Annotated in this window: 17 protein-coding genes and 1 tRNA gene; 4 read left to right on the top strand and 14 right to left on the bottom strand. The window is 70.8% G+C overall.

Annotation, left to right across the window (positions count from 1 at the left end; all coding sequences use genetic code 11):
* Window positions 1-5: 5 nt before the first annotated feature.
* The 3 genes from SM116_RS14815 to SM116_RS14825 all read right to left on the bottom strand — a co-directional run bounded on the left by SM116_RS14815 (window position 6) and on the right by SM116_RS14825 (window position 3,818).
* Window positions 6-1,187: a TIR domain-containing protein gene (locus tag SM116_RS14815; protein WP_320941735.1), complete on the bottom strand. Its 1,182-nt coding sequence runs from the start codon at window positions 1,185-1,187 to the stop codon at window positions 6-8.
* Between the two features lie 112 nt (window positions 1,188-1,299).
* Window positions 1,300-2,814, bottom strand: coding sequence for a hypothetical protein (locus SM116_RS14820; protein ID WP_320941736.1), 1,515 nt, complete (start codon window positions 2,812-2,814; stop codon window positions 1,300-1,302).
* A 113-nt stretch (window positions 2,815-2,927) separates the two neighbouring features.
* Window positions 2,928-3,818, bottom strand: coding sequence for a LysR family transcriptional regulator ArgP (locus SM116_RS14825; protein ID WP_320941737.1), 891 nt, complete (start codon window positions 3,816-3,818; stop codon window positions 2,928-2,930).
* Between the two features lie 71 nt (window positions 3,819-3,889).
* Between SM116_RS14825 and SM116_RS14830 the strand changes: the two genes are divergently transcribed.
* The gene (locus tag SM116_RS14830; RefSeq protein WP_320941738.1) at window positions 3,890-4,546 is read left to right on the top strand and encodes a LysE/ArgO family amino acid transporter; all 657 of its coding nucleotides are present in this window, start codon (window positions 3,890-3,892) and stop codon (window positions 4,544-4,546) included.
* On the opposite strand, the gene SM116_RS14835 is transcribed toward SM116_RS14830, so the two are convergent.
* The gene (locus tag SM116_RS14835; protein WP_320941739.1) at window positions 4,524-4,892 is read right to left on the bottom strand and encodes an iron chaperone; all 369 of its coding nucleotides are present in this window, start codon (window positions 4,890-4,892) and stop codon (window positions 4,524-4,526) included. The two genes, SM116_RS14830 and SM116_RS14835, sit on opposite strands and share 23 nt — an antisense overlap.
* 25 nt (window positions 4,893-4,917) lie before the next feature.
* On the opposite strand from SM116_RS14835, the gene SM116_RS14840 reads away from it, so the two are divergent.
* Window positions 4,918-5,193, top strand: coding sequence for an acylphosphatase (locus SM116_RS14840; protein WP_320941740.1), 276 nt, complete (start codon window positions 4,918-4,920; stop codon window positions 5,191-5,193).
* Window positions 5,194-5,290: 97 nt separating this feature from the next.
* Here the strand turns inward: SM116_RS14840 and rplA are convergent, their stop codons facing one another.
* The 5 genes from rplA to SM116_RS14865 form a co-directional block, all read right to left on the bottom strand.
* The gene (gene rplA, locus SM116_RS14845) at window positions 5,291-5,980 is read right to left on the bottom strand and encodes a 50S ribosomal protein L1 (protein ID WP_320941741.1); all 690 of its coding nucleotides are present in this window, start codon (window positions 5,978-5,980) and stop codon (window positions 5,291-5,293) included.
* Window positions 5,981-5,994: 14 nt separating this feature from the next.
* Window positions 5,995-6,426: a 50S ribosomal protein L11 gene (gene rplK / locus SM116_RS14850; protein ID WP_320941742.1), complete on the bottom strand. Its 432-nt coding sequence runs from the start codon at window positions 6,424-6,426 to the stop codon at window positions 5,995-5,997.
* Window positions 6,427-6,525: 99 nt separating this feature from the next.
* A complete protein-coding gene (gene nusG, locus SM116_RS14855; RefSeq protein ID WP_320941743.1) occupies window positions 6,526-7,545 on the bottom strand; it encodes a transcription termination/antitermination protein NusG in 1,020 nt (339 codons plus the stop codon).
* A gap of 54 nt (window positions 7,546-7,599) precedes the next feature.
* Window positions 7,600-7,872, bottom strand: coding sequence for a preprotein translocase subunit SecE (secE, locus tag SM116_RS14860; RefSeq protein ID WP_320941744.1), 273 nt, complete (start codon window positions 7,870-7,872; stop codon window positions 7,600-7,602).
* 46 nt (window positions 7,873-7,918) lie between these two features.
* Window positions 7,919-7,991 (bottom strand) — tRNA-Trp (locus SM116_RS14865).
* A 198-nt stretch (window positions 7,992-8,189) separates the two neighbouring features.
* On the opposite strand from SM116_RS14865, the gene SM116_RS14870 reads away from it, so the two are divergent.
* The gene (locus SM116_RS14870) at window positions 8,190-8,810 is read left to right on the top strand and encodes a tetratricopeptide repeat protein (RefSeq protein WP_320941745.1); all 621 of its coding nucleotides are present in this window, start codon (window positions 8,190-8,192) and stop codon (window positions 8,808-8,810) included.
* 59 nt (window positions 8,811-8,869) lie between these two features.
* Here the strand turns inward: SM116_RS14870 and SM116_RS14875 are convergent, their stop codons facing one another.
* The 4 genes from SM116_RS14875 to gabT form a co-directional block, all read right to left on the bottom strand.
* Window positions 8,870-10,234: an NAD-dependent succinate-semialdehyde dehydrogenase gene (locus SM116_RS14875; RefSeq protein ID WP_320941746.1), complete on the bottom strand. Its 1,365-nt coding sequence runs from the start codon at window positions 10,232-10,234 to the stop codon at window positions 8,870-8,872.
* A gap of 33 nt (window positions 10,235-10,267) precedes the next feature.
* Window positions 10,268-11,734 carry an NAD-dependent succinate-semialdehyde dehydrogenase gene (locus SM116_RS14880; RefSeq protein ID WP_320941747.1) on the bottom strand — a complete coding sequence of 489 codons (1,467 nt, stop codon included), beginning with the start codon at window positions 11,732-11,734 and terminating at the stop codon, window positions 10,268-10,270.
* Window positions 11,735-11,765: 31 nt separating this feature from the next.
* The gene (locus SM116_RS14885; protein WP_320941748.1) at window positions 11,766-13,145 is read right to left on the bottom strand and encodes a flavin monoamine oxidase family protein; all 1,380 of its coding nucleotides are present in this window, start codon (window positions 13,143-13,145) and stop codon (window positions 11,766-11,768) included.
* A 111-nt stretch (window positions 13,146-13,256) separates the two neighbouring features.
* Window positions 13,257-14,609, bottom strand: a complete 1,353-nt coding sequence (gabT, locus tag SM116_RS14890) for a 4-aminobutyrate--2-oxoglutarate transaminase (protein ID WP_320941749.1) — start codon at window positions 14,607-14,609, stop codon at window positions 13,257-13,259.
* A gap of 90 nt (window positions 14,610-14,699) precedes the next feature.
* Between gabT and SM116_RS14895 the strand changes: the two genes are divergently transcribed.
* Window positions 14,700-16,235, top strand: a complete 1,536-nt coding sequence (locus SM116_RS14895; protein ID WP_320941750.1) for a PucR family transcriptional regulator — start codon at window positions 14,700-14,702, stop codon at window positions 16,233-16,235.
* A gap of 53 nt (window positions 16,236-16,288) precedes the next feature.
* Here the strand turns inward: SM116_RS14895 and SM116_RS14900 are convergent, their stop codons facing one another.
* A complete protein-coding gene (locus tag SM116_RS14900) occupies window positions 16,289-18,493 on the bottom strand; it encodes an OmpL47-type beta-barrel domain-containing protein (protein WP_320941751.1) in 2,205 nt (734 codons plus the stop codon).
* Window positions 18,494-18,509: the final 16 nt, after the last annotated feature.

Raw genomic sequence — 18,509 nt, forward strand, 5'->3', positions numbered from 1 at the left:
CCCGGTCAGCCGGACGACGTCGCGCCGACGATGACGAGCGTGAGGATGAAGCCCACCAGCGGTCCGACGATCGAGACGATCAGAGCCGCCACTCCCCGACGCTCCTTGCGGACGACGGCCACGATGCCGAAGGCCAGTGCGGCGAACCCGACGAGGAAGAAATCGACGTACGGGATGACGGACAGCCCGCCGAGCACGAACGCGAGCGTCGACCAGAGCTGAGACGGACGGCCGGGGCTCGACGCATCCGTCGTCTTCTGCTCGGCCGCCGCACGCGGGTGCGTGTGCTCCGTCCACCTCGCGCCGTCCCAGTACCGATCGATGCCCGGATCCTTGCCGTCCTGGTACCAGCCGGCCGGCGCCTTCGACCGGGGCGTCGACATCGGCGTCGGCGTCGACATCGGCGTGGACGGGGGCGGCGGCTGCGGCGTGACGATCGGCGTCGACTCCGGAGCGGGCACAGGAATCGGCTCCGGCTTCGGGATCGTCTCGGGCACCCCCTCCGCCTGCCGGGGCTCCGCCGGCACGGGCCTCCCTGCCAGAACCTCGTCGATCTCGGTGACGACGGCATGCGTCGCATCCGGTCGCTCGCGCAGCGCGCGCAGGAGGCTGCGCACACTCGTCCGCACCTGCTCGCTGCGCTCCTCCCGGAGTGCGGCGCGCAGCTGGGCGAGGATCAGCTGCTGGTCGGTGCGCGAGATGTCGGCCCGGCCGCGCACGACCGAGCCCAGACGCAGCAGGTACAGGTACGGGATGGGCGGCTCCGGCGGGAGGGGATCGGGGAGCGGCTGCTTGTCGCGCTCCCGCTCGGTGAGGGCGCGGACGAGGGCGATGGCATGGTCGGCGGTCGGCGCCCGGTAGTCGACGAGCTGCTCGCTGTAGACCTCGTAGTTCCGGCGCTCCTCGGGCGGAACGTCCCCGACTTCGACCGGCAGGATGGGCCGCCCCAGCGCTTTCGCATACTCGAACTCCGCCATGCAGGGATCGGAGTCGAGGGAGTTCATCGAGAGGGCGAACACGAACACGTCGCACTCGCGGATCTGCGTGAGGATGGCGCTCCACCATGCCTCACCCCCGACGAGGCTCTCGTTGTCGAGCCAGACCGTGCGGCCCGCCGTCTGCAGGCTGCGGACGAGCACCTGCACGGCGTCCGTGTCGGTGCTGGAGTGAGAGACGAATACGGTCATTGGATGCGATCCTGCCTCGCGACGGCGCTCGGACTGTGATCGCGATCGTAGCCCTTCCTCAGCGCTGTCTCACTGAGGAGAGGGCGCGGGGCCGCCCCCGGATACGCGCACATCACGGCACCTCGAGGTCGTGCATCGTGGTCGTCGTCGACCAGTCCTGGGATTCCGCCGCGAGCACCGGCTGCATCGCCGCGAGGACGGCGTGGAGCTGCGCCGGATTCGCGGCGCGGTCCACGCTCGATCGGGCCGCGCGCAGCGTGTCCGCCGCCTGCCGCGAGCGCCGGGCCCGCCGCACGTATTCGCGCTGGCCGACGTAGCCGCTGACGGCGGCCGCAGCGGTCGGGGCGATGATCGACACGTACGACCAATAGGCCGGCATCCCCTCGAACACGAACAGATCGAGGCTGTGCATGATCGCGGCGGCGAGGCTCAGCACGAAGAGCCCGACGGTGATCGGGACGACCACGCGGAGCCGACTCTGCGCGCGCGCCTCGGCGCTGTCGTGGTACGCGATCTGCGGATCGAGCCAGCCGGTGACGAGGGCGTTCTGGAGCTGTGCGAACGACCGGTCGACGGGGCCGTCGGGAGCCCGCATCCACAGTTCTTCGACAGCACGCTCGACCCAGTCGCCGTCGTCGAGGACCGGGCCCCAGCGCGGCGGGTCGGGCATGCCCGCAGAACGCAGCACCGTCGCCACCCTGATCCGCTCGGCGAGCTGCCGTGCCGACAGCCACCGGCGCAGCAGCTGCAGGCGCCGGCCGAGGAACAGCACGATCGTGATGATCGCGAGCGCCGCCACCTCGATCCAGGCCGGCCACCGTTCCTGCGGAAAGAAGACGAGCTGGCCCGCGACGGATGCGACCGCCACCACCGCGAGCGCATAGATCAGCTGGCTCGATCGGAGCAGCCACCGCTGATACCGGCCGGCGAGGCGGTCGGCGCGCGCGAAGTACGGCTGGAAGAAGCGGGCGTCCTCGGGTCCGGCTGCCGCGTCGGCGGGCCGGACGGACTGCGAGTTGTAGGCATCGAGCGCACGGAAGGCGCGCGGCGACAGGGGTCCGAGGTCGTCCGGAACGGGGTGCTCTCGACGCTCGCGGATCCCGATGATCCCGGCGGCGGGTTCGACCCGCAGCCAGCGCACCGGCCTGCCGATGGCGTCGGCGTACGCCACGATCTCGGCCGTGCCTCCGGTGCCCCGCGCCGGCTCGCCGTCCCAGATCGCGATCACGGCGTCGCAGCGTTCGACGACCCGCATCCCGCCCTCGAGATAGGCCGCGTCACGGTCGTCGCGGATCGGCAGTGCGGTGACGGATGCCGCGTCGGCGAGGAGCTCCCGGTACCGCGCGAGCGACTCCGGCGTCTGGAAGTCCTTCTCGTAGTCGGCCGACGGCAGGGGCAGCACGACCTCCAGTCGTGCGCCGCGGTCCACGGCAGCCGCCGCCGCGATGCGGTCAGCACCCTCCGCGAGCGCAGACACCACGGTCAGACCGACGGAGGTGTTCGCCGTCGCGCTGTTCGAACGGCGCTGCCAGAGGTCGTCGACGGCCGCGGCCACGGCACCGCGCGTGACGTCGTCGTCCTCGAGCCACCGGTGCCCGACGATGCCGATCCTCAGCTCCACAGGCACCCGCCCGTGCGTATCCGGCCGGTGCGCGACAGACGTCGCGGCAGAGGCCCCCGTCCCCCGAACGTCAGCCATGTGCACACTGTGCCACGGCGGCTTCTCGAGAGGTAGGGCCGTCAGCGCAGGGCGCGGCGGCCCTCCTCGACGATCGCTGCGCCCACCGCGTCGAGCAGACCGGAACGCAGATTCCACTGCTGCCAGTACAGGCGCACCTCGATCGGCGGCCCGCCGAGCTCGATGAGGCGTCCGCCCGCCAGCTCGTCGTCGCACTGGAAGGGCGGCAGCATCCCCCACCCCATCCCGAGCCGGACGGCGGTGGCGAAGTCCGCGGACGACGGAACGTGGTGCCGGGGCGGGGCACCCGAGTCGACGCCACAGGCGACGAGCCACTCCGTCTGGAGCTCATCCTTGCGGTTGAAGTCGACGACCGGTGCGACCGCGAGCGCGTCGACGGTCGCGCCGTGCGGGAACCAGGTGGCGGCGAACTCCGGCTGGGCCACGGCACGGTAGGCCATCGTGCCGATCGGCACGACGCTGCATCCCGCGACCGCCTCCGCCTGCGAGGTGACCGCACCCATCACGAGCCCCTCCTCGAGCTGGCCCGTCGTGTACTCCTGGTCGTCGCGATGGAGTTCGAAGGTGACGGGATGCTCGTGCGCCAGCCGTGCGAGCGGCGGCAGGAACCACGTCGCGAGCGAGTCGGCGTTCACGGCGAGGGGCACGGTGACCCGATGCGCGGCGCCCTCGCCCTCGCCGCCGAGCGCCGTGCGCGCATCGTGCTCGAGCAGGGCGAGCTGCCGCGCGAGCCGGATGACGACCGTGCCCGCCTCGGTGGCACGCGCGGGCTTCGACCGCACGAGCAGAACGCGGCCGACCTCGCGCTCGAGCGCCTTGATGCGCTGGCTGACGGCCGACGGAGTGATGTGCAGCCTCCGGGCGGCCGCATCCAGCGTGCCCTCGTCGACGACGGCGGCGACGGTCTCGGCCAACTCGAACGGAATCCTCATCAACAGCCACGCTAATGCATCTGAAGAATCATGAGCTGGACTGAATGGATGCCGGCCCCTACCGTCGAAGGGTGCTCACCTCCGTCGTCGCCGGCCTCGGCCTCGGGTTCTCGCTCATCGTCGCCATCGGCGCGCAGAACCTCTACGTCCTGCGGCAGGGACTGCGCCGCGAGCACGTGCCGGCGGTGGCGCTCATCTGCGCCGTGTCGGACATCGTGCTGATCTCACTCGGCGTCTCGGGGATCGGCCTCGCGCTGCAGGCCGTCCCGTGGCTGGTCGGCGTCGTGCGCTGGGTCGGCGCCGCATTCCTGCTCGTGTACGCCGGCATGGCCGGCTGGCGCGCCCTCCGGCCCTCGGGTGAGGCGCTCGTCGCCGACGCAGCGAGTCCGACGCCCTCCGTGCACACCCGCCCCGGTGGCACGACGACGGTCGCCGCTCAGCGCCTGGGAACCGTCATCCTCACGTGCCTCGCCCTCACCTGGCTGAACCCGCACGTGTATCTCGACACCGTGTTCCTGCTGGGCTCGATCGCGAACTCGCACGGCGACCAGCGGTGGGCCTTCGCGGTCGGGGCGATGATGGCGAGCGCCGTGTGGTTCTTCGGCCTCGCCTACGGCGCACGCTATCTCGGGCGGTGGCTGGCGACGACCCGAGCATGGCGCATCCTGGACGGGATCATCGCCGTCGTCATGGTCGTGATCGCCCTCAACCTCGCGCTCGGCGCGTGAGCCCCGGGTCTTCGATCTCCGCGATCCGCGCCGCCACGATCGCACGGATCGTGTCGTCGGGCAGGGGATGCTCCGGCTGGAAGCGGATCGTGCCCTTGTCGTACTCGAAGCCGCCGAGCGCGTCCGCGACCACCTGAGGCACGCGCCCGCTGAACGGGTACACGCCGATGTGCTTCTTCGTCCGCATCACGGCGAGGAGCGCCTTGCCGTGATACAACAGCGACGGCATCGCGTAGCTCGTGCCCTGCACCGTCTCGATGCCTTCGCCCGCCACCGCGTACACGTGCGCGATGACCTCGCGATCGCGCGGCTCGAGGCCTGCGAGGTAGTCGTCGATCGTCCCCATGACGGCATCCTGGCATGATCGAGGCATGCGGCGGGTGCACGTGTTCGTGACCGGCGACGTCCAGGGCGTCGGCTACCGCTACACGATGCGCATGGTCGCCCACGAGGCCGGCGTCTCCGGATGGGTGCGCAACCGCCGCGACGGCTCCGTCGAGGCCGAGGTCGAGGGCACCGACGAGCAGGTCGACGATGTGCTCGCGTGGATGGCCGAGGGCCCGCCCGGCTCGCGACCGTCCACCGCGAAGGTCGAGGAGATCCCCGCGACCGGCGCACGCGGGTTCGAGGTGAGGGCGACAGCCTGACTCGAGGTCCGCACGACCATGGTCGTCGGCCGGCGAGCCCCGGAGGACCGAAGAAGGGCCCCGCCGTGAGGCGGGACCCTTCTCGAGTGCTGCAGCGTCAGAGCGCGGCGACGTCCAGCGGGATGCCGGGGCCGAACGTGGTCGACACGGCGCCCTTCTGGATGTAGCGGCCCTTCGAGCTCGACGGCTTCAGACGCACGATCTCGTCGATCGCGGCCTTCAGGTTCTCGTCCAGCTGCTCGGCCGTGAACGAGGCCTTGCCGACGACGAAGTGCACGTTGGCGTGCTTGTCGACGCGGAACTCGATCTTGCCGCCCTTGATCTCCTCGACCGCCTTGGCGGCGTTCGGGGTGACGGTGCCGGTCTTGGGGTTCGGCATCAGGCCGCGCGGGCCCAGCACCTTGCCCAGACGACCGACCTGGCCCATGAGCTCGGGCGTGGCGACGGCCGCGTCGAACGCGGTCCAGCCGCCGGCGACCTTCTCGATGAGCTCGGCGCCGCCGACCTCGTCAGCGCCGGCCGCGATGGCGGCCTCGGCGGCCGCGCCCGTCGCGAAGACGATGACGCGGGCGGTCTTGCCCGTGCCGTGCGGGAGGATGACGGTGCCGCGCACCATCTGGTCGGCCTTGCGGGGGTCGACCGAGAGCTTCAGCGCGACCTCGACGGTCGAGTCGAACTTCTTCGAGCCGGTCTCCTTCGCGAGGGCGACAGCCTCGGTGCCGGTGTAGAACTTGCCCGCCTCGATCTTGCCGGCGGCTGCTTCGTAAGCCTTGGACTTGGTAGCCATTGTCGTTATCCCCCTCAGTCCTCGACCGTGATGCCCATGGAGCGGGCGGTGCCGGCGATGATCAGCGAGGCGGCCTCGATGTCGTTCGCGTTCAGGTCGGGCATCTTCTGCTCGGCGATCTGGCGGACCTGCTCCTTGGTGAGCTTCGCGACCTTGACCGTGTGCGGCGTCTTCGAGCCCTTCTGCACACCGGCGGCCTTCTTGATCAGCTCGGCGGCCGGCGGGGTCTTCAGGACGAACGTGAAGCTGCGGTCCTCGTAGACGGTGATCTCGACGGGGATGACGTTGCCGCGCTGCGACTCGGTCGCCGCGTTGTACGCCTTGCAGAACTCCATGATGTTGACGCCATGCTGACCGAGCGCGGGGCCGATCGGCGGCGCCGGGTTGGCTGCACCGGCGTTGATCTGAAGCTTGATCAGGCCGGTCACCTTCTTCTTCGGTGCCATTCTCTTTTCCTTTCATCGAGCGGATGCGTGCGCATCCGTTCTCCCGCGCGTCCGGCCTCTCCGGACCGCGGTTCTCCCGGCGACGTGCGCCGGGAAGTCTCAGAGCTGCTTGGTGACCTGGTCGAACGAGAGCTCGACCGGGGTCTCGCGCTCGAAGAGCGAGACGAGGACCGTGAGCTTGCCGCTCTCGGGCTTGATCTCGCTGATCGAGCCGGGCAGGCCCGCGAACGAGCCCTCCTTGATGGTGATCGTCTCGCCGACCTCGAAGTCGACCTCGGTGATCACGCTGCGCGCAGCGGCCGGAGCGCCCTTGCCGCCCGCGGCCTTGGTCGCCGGGGTCTCCTTGACCTCGACGTTGGACTTCAGCATGTTGTACGCCTCTTCGAAGCGCAGCGGCGTCGGGTTGTGCGCGTTGCCCACGAACCCGGTGACACCCGGCGTGTGACGCACGACCGACCACGTGTCCTCGTTGAGCTCCATGCGGACGAGCACGTAGCCGGGGATCCGGACGCGGTTGACCATCTTCCGCTGACCGTTCTTGATCTCGACGACGTCCTCCATCGGGACCTCGACCTGGTAGATGTCGTCCTCGACCTCGAGCGTCGACTTGCGCTGCTCGATGTTGGCCTTCACCTTGCGCTCGAAGCCGGCGTAGGAGTGCAGGACGTACCACTTGCCCGGCAGCGAGCGCAGCTCGGCGCGGAACGCCTCGAACGGGTCGAGCTCGGCGTCGTCCGTCTCGGACTCCTCCTCGCCCTCCGGCTCGGGGCCGTCGTACGGCGGGACCTCGTCGGCCTGCTCGGCGAGACGCTCCGCGACCTCCTCGGCGATGGAGTCGTTGAGGACCTCGGCGGCGGCCTCGGCCTCTGCCGCCTCGTCGATGTTCAGCGCGTCGTTCACGATGGCGTCCGCCTCCGGGTCGTCGATGTCGATGTCGTCCAGGTCGGAGTCGTCCTCGTCCTGGTCTTCGTCGTCCACGACATGGATGGCGGCCGTCTCCGCGGACAGCACCGAGCGCTCCTCGGCGGACAGGATGTTGCCCTCCTGCGCCTCGTCGTCCTCACTGGACTGCTCTGCCGCGGTCGCCCAATCGGCGTCGTCGAGATACTTTTCAGCCACTTGCTTCTCTTCCGTTCGCGGAACCGGATGCGTCGACCCGATCCGTGTCGGGGGTCAGGATGCCGCGCCGCCCGGCGTGCCGAACACCACGGTCGTCAGCCAGACGAAGAGCACGTCCAGCCCGTAGACGAGCGCCATCATGACGATGACGAATCCGAGCACGACGCCCGTGTACTTCACGAGCTCCTGGCGCGTCGGCGTGACGACCTTGCGGAGCTCAGCGAAGACCTGACGCATGAAGGTGCTCACGCGTGCGAAGAAGCCCGGCTTCTTCGTGCGGGGCGCGTCGCTTGCCGCGACGACCTCGCCCCTCTCGTCCTGCACCATCGAACCCACCCGTATTGCTTTCCATGTGCCAGCGTTCGCTGACGCGCAGGGCGGACAGGAATCGAACCTGCAACCTGCGGTTTTGGAGACCGCTGCTCTGCCAATTGAGCTACCGCCCTAGAGACCTCGAGGCCTCAGGAGCCCGCATCCCTCCCCGTCACCTGAGTTTCGGGGGCCGCTCCGCGGACGGGCACGGCGAAAGAATGCAGACTTTCACTGCGTCGTCCAGTCTACGGCATGGCTCGGCAGGGCGCGAACCGAGCGAGCCGTGCCGGATGCGGATCCGCAGTCCCGCGCCGCGCGTTAGCATGCCCCACATGCCTCTCACCCAGACACGCCTCGACGAGCTGTGGGACTTCTCGGACGCGCCGGCCTCCGAGCAGCGGCTGCGTGCGGCCGCCGAGGCCGCGAGCGGCTCGGAGCGCGCCGAACTGCTGACCCAGGTCGCGCGGGCCCTCGGCCTGCAGGAGCGCTTCGCGGAGGCGGACGCGGTGCTCGACGAGGTCGCGGCGGGACCGGACGCGGATGATGTCGTGCGCACGCGCACAGCCCTGGAGCGCGGGCGACTGCGCAACTCCGCGGGCGACGCGCCCGCTGCCGTTCCGCTCTTCGCCGCGGCCGAGCGGACTGCCGCCGCGGCGGGACTCACGTTCCTGCAGGTCGACGCGCTGCACATGATCGCGATCGCGTCCCCCGACGGCGCCGCGGCGACGGATGCCGCCCTCGCCGTCCTCGAGGGCGTGACCGACGAGCGGACCCTCCGCTGGCTCGTCGGGCTCCACAACAACCGCGGCTGGGCGCACTTCGACGCGGGGCGCTACGACGAGGCCCTCGCATCCTTCGTCGCGTCTCGCGAAGCCGCCGAGCGCTGGGGCACGTCTCAGCAGGTGCAGTGGGCCGACGAGGCGATCGCCGAGACCGTCCGGCACCTCGCGTAGCCCGAACGCCAGCACCCCCGCGCAGCCGGAGCCGTCACGGGGGTGCCGCGTGCGTCAGGTCAGGCGCCGACGCGCACGAGCTTCTTGTTGACGAACTCGTCGGCGGCCAGCAGGCCCATCTCACGCGAGGTGCCGCTGCGCTTCACGCCGCCGAAGGGCAGCTCGGGGCTGTCCGCGAGGGTGACGTTGACGTAGACCATGCCCGCGTCGATCTTGTTCGCGACGCGGTCGGCCTGCTCGGGGTCGGTCGTGAAGACGTACGACCCGAGGCCGTAGCTCGTGTCGTTGGCGAGCCGGACGGCCTCGTCCTCGTCGGCCACCCGGTAGACGACGGATGCCGGCCCGAACAGCTCTTCGCGATAGACGCTCATCTCCGGGGTGACGTCGGTGAGGACCGTCGGCGCGTAGTACGCGCCGTCGCGCGTGCCGCCGGTCACGAGCGTCGCCCCCTGCTCGACCGCCTTGTCGACCTGTGCGGCCAGGCGCTCGGCCGCCAGAAGCGACGAGAGCGGGCCCACCGTGGTGTCGTCGGCGAACGGGTCGCCCACGACCTGCGACTGCATCGCCGCGGTGAACTTCTCGAGGAAGGCGTCGTACAGCGCGTCGACCACGATGAAGCGCTTGGGCGCGTTGCACGACTGACCGTTGTTGTCCAGGCGGGCATCGACCGCGGCGGTGATCGCCGCATCCAGGTCGTCCGTCGACAGGAGGATGAACGGGTCGGACCCGCCGAGCTCGAGCGCCACCTTCTTCAGGTTGCGTCCGGCCAGCTCGGCCACGGCCGCGCCGGCGCGCTCCGAGCCGGTCACCGAGACGCCCTGCACGCGCGGGTCGGCGATGATCGTCGCCGCCTGCTCGTTGGTCGCGTACACGTTGACGTACGCGCCCTTCGGGAGACCGGCATCCAGGTACATCCTCTCGATGGCGGCGGCCGACTCCGGGCACTGCGGCGCGTGCTTGAGGAGGATCGTGTTGCCGATCACGAGGTTCGGTGCGGCGAAGCGCGCGACCTGGTAGTACGGGAAGTTCCACGGCATGATGCCCAGGAGCACCCCGATCGGCGCCTTGCGGATGACCGCGGTGCCCTCGCCGAGGATCTGCAGCGGCTGATCCGCCGTGATGGTCTCGGCGTTGTCGGCATAGAACTCCGTGATGTCGGCGGCGAAGTCGACCTCGGCGTAGGCCGCGGCGAGCGGCTTGCCCATCTCGCGCACGATGATCGCGGCGAGATCGTCGCGGCGCTCGCGGTGCAGCTGTGCGACCCGGCGGATCAGCTCGGCGCGCTCGGCGACGGGACGCTGCGACCAGTCGCGGTACTCGTCCGCGGCGGTGGCCAGCGCCTCCTCGACCTGGGCGTCGGTGAAGGTGTCATACGTCGCCAGGGTCTCGCCCGTGGCGGGGTTCACGACTGCGTAGTCGCTCATTGCTTATCTCTCCAGATCATTCGGCGGGACTGCTCACTCGGCAGGGATGAGCGTGTACTTCGTCGACAGGTACTCGTGGATGCCTTCGAAGCCGCCTTCGCGGCCCACTCCGGACTGCTTCACGCCGCCGAACGGCGCGGCCGCGTTGGAGACGACACCCGCGTTCAGACCCATCATTCCGGTCTCGAGACGGTCGATCATCCGGTGGCCGCGGGCGAGGTCCTGCGTGTACACGTACGAGACCAGGCCGTACTCGGTGTCGTTGGCGAGGCGCACGGCCTCGTCCTCGTCGCGGAAGGTCGCGATCGCGAGCACCGGACCGAAGATCTCCTCGCGGAGGATGTCGCTGCCGGCCTGCACATCGCTCACGACCGTGGGCTCGAAGAACGTGCCCTCGCCCTCGATGGCCGATCCGCCGGTGCGGACCACAGCTCCCCGGTCGACGGCATCCGTCACGAGCTCGACGGCCTTCGCCACCGCGTCGCCGTCGATGAGCGGGCCGATCGCCACGCCGTCCTCGGTGCCACGGCCGATCTTCATCGCCGTGACGCGCTCGGTGACCCGGTCGGCGAACTCCTCGGCGATCGACTCGTGGACGATGAAGCGGTTCGCCGCCGTGCACGCCTGGCCGATGTTGCGGAACTTCGCGGCCATGGCGCCCTCGACCGCCTTGTCGAGGTCGGCATCCTCGAACACGACGAACGGCGCGTTGCCGCCCAGCTCCATCGACACGCGCAGCACGCCCTGGGCGGCCTGAGCGATGAGCGCGCGGCCCACCTCGGTCGATCCCGTGAACGACAGCTTGCGCAGCCGCGGGTCGGCGATGATCGGGCCGGACACCTTGCTGGAGGTCGTCGTCGCGACGACGTTCACGACACCCTTCGGCAGGCCCGCCTCTTCGAGGAGCTTCACGAAGAAGATCGTCGACAGCGGGGTCAGCGCCGGGGGCTTGATGACCACGGTGCAGCCCGCGGCCAGCGCCGGGGCGATCTTGCGGGTCGCCATCGCCAGCGGGAAGTTCCACGGCGTGATGAAGAACGACGGGCCGACCGGGCGCTGCGACACGACCATGCGACCGGTGCCCTCGGGGTTGATGCCGTAGCGGCCAGTGATGCGCACGGCCTCCTCGCTGAACCAGCGGAGGAACTCGCCGCCGTACGCCACCTCGCCACGGGCCTCGGCGAGCGGCTTGCCCATCTCGAGGGTCATGAGCAGCGCCGCATCCTCCTTGCGCTCCTGCAGCAGCTCCCACGCGCGGCGCAGGATCTCGCTGCGCGTGCGCGGCGGCGTGGCCGCCCACGACTCCTGCGCGGCGACCGCCGCGTCGAGGGCGCGGATGCCGTCGGCCGGGCTCGCGTCGGCGATCGTGAGGATGACCTTGTTGGTCGAAGGGTCGCGCACGTCGAACGTGCGGCCGCCCTCGGCGTCGACCCAGTCGCCGCCGATGAAGAGTCCCGTCGGGACCTGCGACAGCAGGGCCGCCTCGTTCTCTGCGGTCATTGCCGTTCCTTTCCTTGTGCTGGGGACGAGCTCAGGCCTGTGCGACCTCGAGCAGGGTGCGATCCGCCGCGACGATGCGCTCGGCGGCCAGTCGGCCCATCCGGATCGCGCCGTCGACGTGCTGGTAGCCGGCTCCCGCCAGGTCGCTGCAGGCGAACTGGATCGGGCCGACGGCGGCCCGGAGGTCCGGGCCGTAGCGGTGCAGGCCGCCGAGGTCGAAGCTCGCCGCATAGGCTCCGCGGGTCCACTCCTCGCTGCCCCAGTCGCTCTCGTAGTAGACGACCGGGTCCTTGGCCTCGGGGCCGTAGTAGTGCGAGAGCGACTCGAGGATGCGCTCCTTGCGCTCCTGCGGCGACAGGTCGAAGACGCCGTCGGCGTTCTTGTCGGAGACGAACCCGACGAGCGTGCCCCGCTCGTCGCCGTGGTTGGAGTTGTCGTACGCCTCGTGCGTGAGCTCGAACGGGCTGAACGCGGTGCCGGAGAGCCCCTGCTCGCGCCAGAACGGCCGCTCGTAGACAGCGTGCACCTTGATGACGAATCCCATCGACAGGTGCTGATGCATCTGGTGCTGACGGCGCGGGAGGGCGGGCACGAACGAGATGCGGTTGTACAGGACGGGCGCGAGGGCGAGGACCGCCTGGCGCGCGTGGACGGTGATGCCGTCGGCCTCGGCCGTCACGCCGTCGTCGCCCCAGTGCAGCGTGCGGACGGGGGCGTTCAGGTGGACGTCGTCGCCGAGGCGCTCGGCCAGCAGCAGCGGAACCTGCTGGAGTCCGCCGACCACGCGCTTGTCGAGGATGAAGTCCGCGTCGACGAGGTGCGAGAAGCTGCCGGCGCTCGCCGCCATCAGCAGCGCCTGCAGCGTGGAGAACGCGTGGGCGGGCTTCGTGAGCATCGCCCCCGCGATGAAGAGCGCGATGTTCTCGCGCGCCTCCGTGTCGTCGGTCTGCTGCCTCAGCCACTCCTCGAACGAGATCGCGTCGAGGGCCTCCGCATCCGGCGACTCCCACGGCCGGTCGGGGTCGACCAGCGCGACCATCGCGTCGAGCTTCTCGATGAGCTCGACGATGACCTTCTCGGTCTCCGGCTTCACGGGGAAGATCTCGCCCGTGAAGCGGGTCAGCGTGCCGTCCTCGCCGATGTAGACGCTGTCGCCCTCGCGGTAGCGCTCGTACGTCTCGAGTCCGAGCTCGTCGAGCGTCTCGATGAGAGCGTCCTGGTCGGGCGACACCCACTGGCCGCCGATCTCGAGCATCGCGCCGTCGATGACATCCGTCCACAGCCGTCCGCCGACGCGGTCACGCGCCTCCAGGACCGCGACCGACAGGCCCGCCTTCTTCAGCTCGTTCGCCGCGGTCAGTCCCGCCGCTCCGGCGCCGATGATGACGACGTCCCTGGTGATCTCGGTCAATTTCAAACTCCTTCGGTTGCCTGACAGGTCTTGTTCGGTTGTGTGGATGTGGAGGGATGAGACGGCAGCGCCCCGGCCGAACCCCTCACGGCCGGCCGGGGCGGGCGCGTGTCAGTGGGCCGCGAGCGCGGCGGCGACGATGTCCAGGCCCTCGCCCAGCAGGTCGTCGCCGATCGACAGCGGCGGCAGGAAGCGGATGACGTTGCCGTAGGTGCCGCACGTGAGAACGACGACGCCCTCGGCGATGCACGCCTTGGCGACGGCCGCGGTGAGGGCCGCGTCGGGCTCCTTCGTGATCGGGTCGACGAACTCGGCTGCGACCATCGCGCCGAGGCCGCGCACGTCGCCGACACGCGGGTCGGCGGCCTGCAGCGCGCTCAGGCGGGCCGTGAGGATGGCGCCGATCTCCTGCGCGCGACCGGCGAGGCCGTCGTTCTCGAAGGCGTCGATCGCGGCGACGGCCGCAGCGCACGCGACCGGGTTGCCGCCGTAGGTGCCGCCGAGGCCGCCGGAGTGCGAGGCATCCATGATCTCCGCGCGACCGGTGACCGCCGCGAGCGGCATGCCGCCCGCGATGCCCTTGGCCGTCGTGATGAGGTCGGGGACGATGCCGAACTGCTCGCTCGCGAACATCGTGCCGGTGCGGGCGAAGCCCGTCTGGACCTCGTCGGCGATGAAGACGACGCCGTTGGCCGTGCACCAGTCGACGAGGGCCGGCAGGAAGCCGTCGGCCGGGACGATGAAGCCGCCCTCGCCCTGGATGGGCTCGATGATGATCGCGGCGAGGTTGTCGGCGCCGATCTGCTTCTCGATCATCGAGATGGCGCGCTGGGCGGCCTCAGGGCCGGTGAGGCCGTCACGGAACGGGTAGGACAGCGGCGCGCGGTAGATCTCCGGCGCGAACGGGCCGAAGCCGCTCTTGTAGGGCATCGACTTGGCGGTCAGGGCCATCGTGAGGTTGGTGCGGCCGTGGTAGCCGTGGTCGAACGCGACGACGGCCTGCTTGCCGGTGTACTTGCGCGCGATCTTGACCGCGTTCTCGACGGCCTCGGCGCCCGAGTTGAACAGCGCGCTCTTCTTGGCGTGGTCGCCGGGGGTCACGCGGTTCAGCGCCTCGGCCACCTCGACGTAGGACTCGTACGGCGAGACCATGAAGCACGTGTGGGTGAACTGGGCAGCCTGCGCCTGGATGGCCGCGACGACCTTCGGGTGCGCGTTGCCGACCGTCGTGACGGCGATGCCCGAGCCGAGGTCGATCAGCGAGTTGCCGTCGGCGTCGACGATGACTCCGCCGCCGGCGGCGACCGCGTGGACGGGGACGGTGTGGCCGACGCCGGCGGCGACGGCTGCGGCCTTGCGGTCGAGCAGCTCCTGGGAGCGCGGGCCGGGGATGGCGGTGACGAGGCGGCGCTCCTGGGTCAGGGTGGGGCCGCCGACGGGAACGGTGGTGTCGACGATGCTCATGCCCCGAGCGTAGGCCGCGGTTCTCACGGGCTGCACTCGCCCACGTGTACATTCGAGGCATCCATTCTGTCCCCTCTGTACAGGAGCGCCATGGCCGTCGACCCTGCACCCGTTCCGACCCTCGAGAGCCTTCTCGCACGCCGCGAGCTGCACCTCCGGCCCATCGGCGGCATCTCCCCCGACGTCGCGTCGCGTCCCGTGCGCTGGGTGCACAACAGCGACCTCGTCGACCCCACGCCGTTCCTCGCGGACGACCTCGTGCTCCTGACCACCGGCACGCAGTTCGCCGGCGAGGCCGACGACTCCGTCGCCTACGCGGACTACGTGCGCCGCGTGGTGAGTCGCGGCATCATCGCCCTCGGCTTCGGCACCGAGGTCGTGCGCGAGGGGGTGCCGGCGGGCCTCGTGGCCGCGTGCGGCGAGCTCGGCATGCCGCTGTTCGAGGTGCCGTATCGCACGCCGTTCATCGCCGTGGCCCGCGCCAACGCCGAGGCGGTCGCGGCGCAGGCGTACGCCCGGCGGTCGTGGGCCCTCGACGCGCAGCGCGCGATCGCGCTGGCGGCTCTGCGCCCCGACGGGCTCGGCGCGACCCTCGCCGAGCTCGCGAAGCAGCTGCACACGTGGGTCGGGCTGTTCGACGCATCCGGACAGCTCACGCGCGAGCATCCGGCACACGGACTGGATGCGGCGAGCCTCGCCATCGCCACGGACGAGGCGTCCGCGCTCCTGCGGCGCGGATCGCGTGCGGGCGCGGCGCTGCACGATTCTCTCGAGGCCGGCCGCACTCCCCTCACCCTGCAGACTCTCGGCCGCACCGGCCACCTGCGCGGGGTGATCGCCATCGCGGTGGGAGAGCTCGACCCCGAGGGCCGCGGGGTGGTCACCGCCGTCGTCGCGATGGCGGGCCTGGCCCTCGAGCAGTCCCGCGGGCTGGCGCGCGCGATGGCGGCGCTGCGATCCGCCCTGGTCGAGTCGCTCCTCACGGACGAGCCCGCGCTCGCGCGCCGCATCGCCCGCGACCTCGTCGGCGGACTGCCCGCCGCGCCGATCGCCGTGGCCGTCGCGGATGTCAGCCGCTCGGACACCCTCGACGAATGGCTCGACCTGCAGTCCGCGGAGCACCGCAGCGGCCTCGCCTTCGGGTGGCACGAACACGAGCTCGTGCTCGTCACGTCGGCGACAGACACGCGGCTGGTCGCCGCGCTCGCCGACCGGTTCAGCGCGCGGGTCGGCGTCTCGTCGGCGGTCGGCTACGCCGGGTTCTCCGGCGCCCACTCCGAGGCGCGCACCGCGCTGCACCGCGGCGGCGACGGCGTCTCGACCTTCGCGCAGGTGCAGGCGGCCGGCATGCTCGCCGCCCTCGACAACGACGACGCCCGGGCCCTCGCCGCGGGGATGCTGGAGCCCCTCGTGCGCAGCGACGCCGAGGACGGCACGGCCCTCGTCGACACCGTGCGCGCGTGGCTCGAGAACGACACGCGCATCGAGGCCGCCGCATCCGCGCTCGGCGTCCACCGGCACACGGTCCGGGCGCGCATCGCGCTGGCGCAGCGTCTGCTCGGGCTCGACCTCTCGTCGTTCGCGGCGCGCGCCGAGCTCTGGACCGCCGTGCAGGTCGCCGGCTGATACGCCGACGGCGGCGCCCCGGGACGTCCCCGGACCGCCGCCGCCCGCCGCCTCTACCTCGCCGTGAGCGTCGCCGTTCCCGACGAGGGGTTCAGCGTCGCCGTGCCGAGGAACCTCGCAGACACGGTGTACGAGCCATCCTCCCTGAGTGCACTGCGCGGGATCGTGACGGTGCCGCCGGCCTGCACGAGAGCGCTGTACACCTCGGCGCCGCCGAAGGTCACGCGCACCAGGACGTACCCGGTCGTGATCGCACGAGCGCCGTCCGTCACGGCGACTGTGGCGGACGCATCCGCCTTGCCCGCCTTGAGGCTCGTCGCCGCGAGCTTCACCGCCGTCTTCGTGTCGCTCATCACCACGACCGTGGGCACGGCCTGCGTGCGCGTGGCCTCGACGTTGCCCGCGTCGTCGACCGCGCGATACGAGACGGATGCCACCGACCCCGGCACCGTGATCGGGCCGGTGTAGGTGCCCCATGCGCCCCCGTCGAGGCTGAACTCGATGCGGGCGACACCGGACGTGGCATCCACCGCCGTCAGTGTGAGGCGCCGCGTCGCGTCGTCGTACGCGGACTTCGACAGGGGCGCGGTGCCGTCGATGCGGACCGTCGCCGTCGCGGAGGGTCCGTCGGTGCGGTAGATGTCCGTCGCCGAGGCCGTGACGGCGTGCGTGCCGTCTCCTGCGACGTGCACCGTCGCCTGGGCGCCCGCGGTGTCGGCCGCGACGCCGTCGACGTTCGTGTGCACGGTCGCGACGCCCGAGTCGTCGGTCGCGGTGGCGGTCACGTCGACCGGCGTCTGCGACCAGCCGTCCGGCGCGGTGAGCGTCGTGAGGGGCGCGGTGCCGTCGCCGACGACCACGGTCAGCGTGTCGGTCTCGGTGGACCCTGCGATCGGCGCCGCCGCGAACGTGCGGATCCCCGGCGTCTGCCACACCGACGGGTCGACCGCCGGCCAGGCGGCCGGCGCATCCTTCGTCGAGCCGTCGGCGTAGTGCGCCGTGACGGTCTTCGGCAGGTCGACCTGCGTTCCGGCGACCGTGGTCACCGTCGCGTCGTCGATCGAGGTGACGAGCTGATCGGGCTGGTAGGCCGCGAGCAGCCGGTCATACTCGGCCTGCGTGATCGGGAGCACGGTGCCGTGGCGCGGGGAGGTCGGCAGCTGCGACTGGTCCGCCACCGAGTACCAGCCGTTCGGGTCGGACAGGTCGTGCGTCGCGAACGGCACATAGCCCTTGCCGCCGTGGTAGCTCGGCTGGTCCATGAACAGGTACCAGGTCGGCAGGCCGCCGGTCGTGGCATCCCCGTCGTTCGCCTCGAACACCGTGGGGCCCTCACCGCCGGTGAACGTGCCGCCCCACTGGTTGTCGAGGCCGAGGCCGACCTTCTCTTTCACGAGCTGCCATCCGGTCGCCGGGTCGTTCGCCGTGGTCGCGAGCGAGCCGGCCTCGGTCGCGGTGAGCACCTTCGAGCGCTCCAGGCGGGGGATCATGTACGCCTCGTCCTTCGTGAAGCGGTAGAAGTAGTCGCCCTCCTTGATGACGTCGGAGTCGATCATGCCGAGCCCGGTGCCGCGCTTGACGTCGGTCCAGGCCTGCGGCGCGCTGAAGGTCTGGAAGTCGGTCGTCGTGGCGTACATCATCCGCTGGTAGCTCGTGGAGATGCTCCGGCCGCTGGTCGAGGTCGTCGGGTACAGCGCCGACGCCCAGAACACGATGTACTGCTGCGACGCGTCGTCCCAATACGCCTCAGGCGCCCACGTGTTGCCTGCATAGTCGCTCGACACCTTGACCTGGCGCTGCGCGCCCCAGTGCACGAGGTCGGTCGACTCCCAGATCTCCAGGTTGAGCGAACCCGTCTGCTGCGCGACCGTGAAGTTCCCGTTCGGGTAGATCTTCAGGTCGGTCGCGAGCATGTAGAACTTCGAGCCGTCGTGCGAGCGCATGATGAACGGGTCGCGCAGCCCCGTCGTGCCCATCGTCGATGTGAGCACCGGGTCGCCGCCGTTGAGGTCGATCCAGTGCAGCGCGTCGTTGCCCTCGGACAGCCCGAACCGGATCTGCTCGCCGCCGTACTGCTCGCCCTCGAAGTAGGCGAACAGGTAGGCGGTCTTCGGATCCGATGCGGAGGTGGTGGATGGCTGGTCCGCCGCGGCGGCCCGCACCTGCCCCGCGGCCTGTGCGGCGGGAGAGCTGAGCGGGAGCACGGCGGCCGCGACGGCCGTCGCCGCGACGACCGCGGCACCCAGTGCCCTGGTCATGATTCGCATGGTCTTC

Origin of the sequence: Microbacterium rhizosphaerae (assembly GCF_034120055.1) — a bacterium.
Taxonomy (GTDB): Bacteria; Actinomycetota; Actinomycetes; order Actinomycetales; family Microbacteriaceae; genus Microbacterium; species Microbacterium rhizosphaerae.